Raw genomic sequence first — 4,730 nt, 5'->3', positions numbered from 1 at the left:
GACGGGGCAGGCGGTGCCGGCCGACCGGTGCGGGCCCGGCTCCTGGGGCGGCCCGCGGTGTTCCTGAGCGGCCCGGCCGCGGTGGGCTTCGTCTACGACGAGAGCCATGTGCGGCGGGCCGGGGCGCTGCCCGGGCCGGTCCTGGACACGCTCTTCGGGCGCGGCGCCGTGCACACCCTCGACGGGGAGCCGCACCGGGTCCGCAAGTCCCTGTTCACCGGCATGCTGATGGACGCCGAGGCCGTGGAGGCGCTCACCGCGACGGTCCTGCGCCGCTGGCGCGAGGCCGCCGCGCGGTGGCCGGACGGGGGCCGGGTGGTGCTGTTCGACGAGGTCGCGGAGGTGCTGGCCGGGGCCGTCTGCGAGTGGGCCGGGCTGCCGCACGCGGGGCGCGCCGCGGCCCGTACGGCCCGGGACTGCGTGGCGATGGTCGACGGCTTCGCCGCGGTCGGGCCCCGGCACTGGCGGGCCCGCCGGGCGCGGGCCCGGCAGGAGCGGGTGCTGGCCCGCACCGTGGAACGGGCCCGGGCCAAGGGGGCGCGGGGCGAGCTGCTGGAGCGGGTGGCGTTCCACCGGGATGCCGACGGGCAGCTGCTGGACGCGCGGACCGCGGCCGTGGAGCTGCTGAACATCGTCCGGCCCACCGTGGCCGTCGCCTGGTTCGTCACGTTCGGCGCGCACGCCCTGCACCGGGACCCGGAGCTGCGCGCGGAGCTGCGGGCCGCGGAGGGTCCCGCGTACGAGACCGCGTTCGCGCACGAGGTCCGCCGCTTCTACCCGTTCGCCCCGTTCGCCGGCGGGCTCGCCGCCGCCGACCTGACCTGGCACGGTGAGCTCATCGAGAAGGACAGCCTGGTGCTGCTCGACCTCTTCGGCCAGAACCACGATCCCGCGCTGTGGCACGAGCCGTTCCGCTTCGACCCGGGGCGCTTCCTCGGCCGCCGGCCGGGGCGCGACGAGCTGGTCCCGCAGGGCGGCGGGGACGTCCACCGCGGGCACCGCTGCCCGGGCGAGGACATCACCGTACGGGTGCTCGCCGCGCTGTGCACCGAGCTGGCCCGGACGGAGTACGAGGTCCCGCAGGAGCAGGACCTGCGGATCCCGCTGCACCGGATCCCGACCCTGCCGCGCAGCGGCTTCGTCATCGCCCTCGCGTCGGGCGCCGGCGCCGGTGCCGGGAACGCCGGTGCGCAGGCCGCGGTCCACACCGCAGCCGGGGTCGCACCACGAGGAGGCTGACCATGGACCGCGCCGCGCTGTTCGACGTGGACGGCACACTCGCCGACACCAACTACCTGCACGTCACCGCCTGGTTCGAGGCACTGCGCCAGGCCGGGCACACGGTCTCCATGCACGCGGTGCACCGCGCGCTCGGGCTGCCGGCCGCGGAGCTGGTCGGCCAGGTGCTGGGCGGGCGGCGCGGCCCCGACGAGAACGGGCAGATCACTGCCGCCCACGACGCCTTCTACGGCACGTGGTTCGACCGGCTGCCCGCGCTGCAGTCGGCGGGCGACCTGCTGCGCCGGCTGGACCGGCGCGGCTGGCGGGTCGTCCTCGTCACCTCGGCCTCGGCGGCCGAACTGGCGGTGCTGCGTGCGGCGATCGACGCGGAGGACGTCATCGCGGCGTCGGTGAGCGGCGAGGACGTGCGGGAGGGCAAGCCCGGTCCGGAACCGCTGCACCGCGCGCTGGAGCTGGTCGGGGTGGAGCCGCGGCGCGCGGTGTTCGTCGGGGACACGGTGTGGGACATGGAGGCGGGCTGCCGGGCCGGGGTGACCTGCGTCGGGCTGCTGAGCGGGGGCATTCCGCGGGAGGACCTGGCGCAGGCGGGTGCGGCGGCGGTGTACGCGCATCCGGCGGAGCTGCTGGCCCAGCTGGACGGGAGCCCGTTCGCGGAGGGGGCGGAGCCGAGCGCGCCTTGAGCCGGGCGAGCTGTGGTCTGAGCACGCGTGAGCCGAGCGCGCCTTGAGCTGGGCACGCCGTGAGCCGAGCGCACCGTGAGCCGCCCCGGCCCGGAGCGGCCGGCGCCCGGCGGCACGCGCGGATGCCGCGTACGCAGGCTGCGTACGCGGCATCCGGGTGTGGTGCGACCTCCTGGACGGGACGGGTCGGCGGACGGTTCAGGAGAGCTTGCCGCCGTAGTCGGGCAGCTTGACGGTGCGCTCGGCGTGGCCGCCGACCAGGTCGCTCTCGCGGTTGCCGATGTTGGCGATGATCGTGTAGCCGCGGGCCTCGATCTCGGCGCGCTTGGCCGTCTTGTAGGCGCTGACCTCCTGGAAGAGGTCGGGCAGGTCACGGACGTAGAGCCCGGTCACCGGGTAGCCCACGGACGTGAGGTTGTACGTCGTCAGGGAGTGGATGATGCCGGGGCGGGCGGTGACGAAGAAGACCGCGGCGCCCTGCGAGTGGGCGTACTGGACCAGGGAGCGGACCTTGGCGATGGCCGGGGTCGGGAAGGTCCAGAAGTAGTGGAAGTCCGTCTCCAGCGAGGAGTTGTCGATGTCGAGGACGATCGCCGGCTTCTCGCCCGGGCGGGCGGAGGCGAGGCGCTGCTCGATGGCCGGGCGGGCGGCGTCGATGACGGTGGCGACGTCGCGCTGCCAGGTCTCGTAGTCGAGGCCGAGGAAGACCGCGTTGCCGCCGGGCGCGGACGCCGTGCTCGTGACCGGGGCGGGCGCGGGGACCGGCGCCGCCTGCGCGGCAGCCGTCGGGACGAGGGTGAGGACGGCGGTCGCCGCGGCGACGGCGACGGCCGAACGGGACGTCCGCATACGGGACTTGGGCATGTGGGGGCTCCTCGGTCACGGCTTTTGGCATGAACGCAACCAAGGATCAGCAAGATCCGGCCATATATCTACTGGCCGGTAGGAAATATTTCGTGGCCGTCCGGTGAACCGGCGTGCACGGGAGCCCGCGGCGTCGGCGGGTGAGGCGGCAGTGCCGTCCCGGGTCAGGAGGGCCGGTAGCGCAACGGGTGGTCGGCGGGGACCTCGACCAGCACGATGCGTACGCCGTCCGGGTCGGCGATCCACATCTCGATCAGCCCCCAGGGCTCCTGGAGCGGCGGCCGGAGGATCTCGACGCCCCGGCCGCGCAGTTCCTCGTGCGCCGCCCGCACGTCGGCGACCTGGAGCCACAGCCGCAGGCCAGGGGCCGGGGGGTGGTCGCCGCGCCCGGAGACCTCCAGGAAGCCGCCGCCCAGGAAGTAGACCGTGCCGTGCTCGGGGCCGGTGCCGAACTCCCGGTGGACGGCCAGGCCGAGCGCCTCGCCGTAGAAGGCGCGGGAGCGGTCCGGGTCGGTGGGGCGCAACAGGACGCGACTGCCGAGGACATGCACCATGGGGGCCACCGTAGCGCCGGACCGGCAGGTCGCCCAGGAGGGCGCCCCCACCACCGGTCCGGCGCGCCGGAGCCTGCCGCGGTCGCCCTACAGCGTCGGGTAGTCGACGTAGCCGCGGGCGTCGCCCCCGAAGAACGTCGGCTGGTCAGGAGTGTTGTACGGGCCCTCGGTGCGCAGCCGGGCCGGGAGGTCGGGGTTGGCCAGGAAGAGCGCCCCGAAGGAGAGCACATCGGCCACGCCCTCCTCGATCAGGGCGAGCGAGCGGTGGTCGGTGGGGCCTTCCGTGGCCGGGTTGAGGACCACCGTCCCGGAGTACTGCCGGCGCAGGGCGAGGGTGGTCTCCCGGCTGTGCGCGGCGGTCTCCAGCACGTGCAGGTAGGCCAGGCCGATCGGGTCGAGCTGCTTGACCAGCGCCTCGTACGCGGGCTGCGGGTCGGGCTCGTCGATGTCGTTGTAGGTGTTCCCGGGCGAGATGCGCAGGGCCGTGCGCTCGGCACCGATCTCGGCGACCACGGCCTCGACGACCTCCACCGCGAAGCGGATGCGGTTCTCGAGGGTGCCGCCCCACTCGTCGGTGCGCTTGTTGGTGTTCGGGGAGAGGAACTGGTGGATCAGGTAGCCGTTGGCGCCGTGCAGCTCGACCCCGTCGAAGCCCGCCTCGACGGCATTGCGCGCGGCGGCCGCGAAGTCGGCGATGGTCTCGCGTACCTCGGCTCCGGTCAGCTCGCGCGGCGTGACGAAGTCCATCATCCCGGCGCCGGTGAAGACCTGGCCCGCGGCCCGGACGGGCGAGGCACCGACGGGGATCAGCCCGTCGGGCAGGAGGGAGGGGTGGCCGATCCGGCCCGTGTGCATGAGCTGCGCGAAGATCCGGCCGCCTGCCGCGTGCACCGCATCGGTGACCCGGCGCCAGCCGGCGACCTGCTCGGCGGTGTGCAGCCCCGGGGTGAACGGGTAGCCCTGGCCGACGACCGAGGGCTGGATGCCCTCGGTGATGATCAGCCCCGCCGAGGCGCGCTGGACGTAGTACTCGGCGGTCAGTTCCGTGGGCACCCCGTCCACGCCGACGCGGCTGCGCGTCATCGGTGCCATGGCGATGCGGTTGGCGAGCTGCGTGCCGGCGACGGTGATCGAGTCGAAAGCGGTGGTCATGACTGCCTCACAAGAGATGATTGGTCGGCCAATGATTGGCTCGGACCACACCATACACCCATTCATTGGCCGACCAAGATAAAATCTCCGTGACACTGTGAAGGGCCGGAGGGCCGGAAGGCCGGAAGGCCGGAAGGCCGGAAGGCCGGAAGGCCGGAAGGCCGGAAGGCCGGAAGGCCGGAAGGCCGGAAGGCCGGAAGGCCGGAAGGCCGGAAGGCCGGAAGGCCGGAAGGCCGGA

The 4,730-nt window shown here is 74.0% G+C and carries 5 protein-coding genes; 2 read left to right on the top strand and 3 right to left on the bottom strand.

Going from position 1 to position 4,730, the window contains the following annotated elements; all coding sequences use genetic code 11:
* A partial coding sequence (locus GPJ59_RS33610) for a cytochrome P450 (protein ID WP_219671710.1) occupies positions 1-1,239 on the top strand: 1,239 nt, incomplete at its 5' end.
* 2 nt (positions 1,240-1,241) lie between these two features.
* The gene (locus GPJ59_RS33605; RefSeq protein ID WP_219671708.1) at positions 1,242-1,922 is read left to right on the top strand and encodes an HAD family hydrolase; all 681 of its coding nucleotides are present in this window, start codon (positions 1,242-1,244) and stop codon (positions 1,920-1,922) included.
* Positions 1,923-2,120: 198 nt separating this feature from the next.
* Here GPJ59_RS33605 and GPJ59_RS33600 read toward each other — a convergent pair whose 3' ends face one another.
* The 3 genes from GPJ59_RS33600 to GPJ59_RS33590 form a co-directional block, all read right to left on the bottom strand.
* Entirely contained in the window at positions 2,121-2,786 is a 666-nt protein-coding gene (locus GPJ59_RS33600) for an HAD family acid phosphatase (RefSeq protein WP_258025307.1), read from the bottom strand.
* A 164-nt stretch (positions 2,787-2,950) separates the two neighbouring features.
* Positions 2,951-3,340 (bottom strand): VOC family protein, encoded by a 390-nt coding sequence (locus tag GPJ59_RS33595; protein ID WP_219671707.1) that lies wholly within the window; start codon positions 3,338-3,340, stop codon positions 2,951-2,953.
* An 87-nt stretch (positions 3,341-3,427) separates the two neighbouring features.
* Positions 3,428-4,492: an alkene reductase gene (locus GPJ59_RS33590; protein WP_219671706.1), complete on the bottom strand. Its 1,065-nt coding sequence runs from the start codon at positions 4,490-4,492 to the stop codon at positions 3,428-3,430.
* Positions 4,493-4,730: the final 238 nt, after the last annotated feature.

The sequence above is a fragment of the Streptomyces bambusae genome (genome assembly GCF_019400985.1).
In the GTDB taxonomy this organism is placed as follows: domain Bacteria; phylum Actinomycetota; class Actinomycetes; order Streptomycetales; family Streptomycetaceae; genus Streptomyces; species Streptomyces bambusae_A.
Note: the sequence above shows the minus strand (reverse complement) of the source record. Positions and strands in the feature narration are given on the sequence as shown.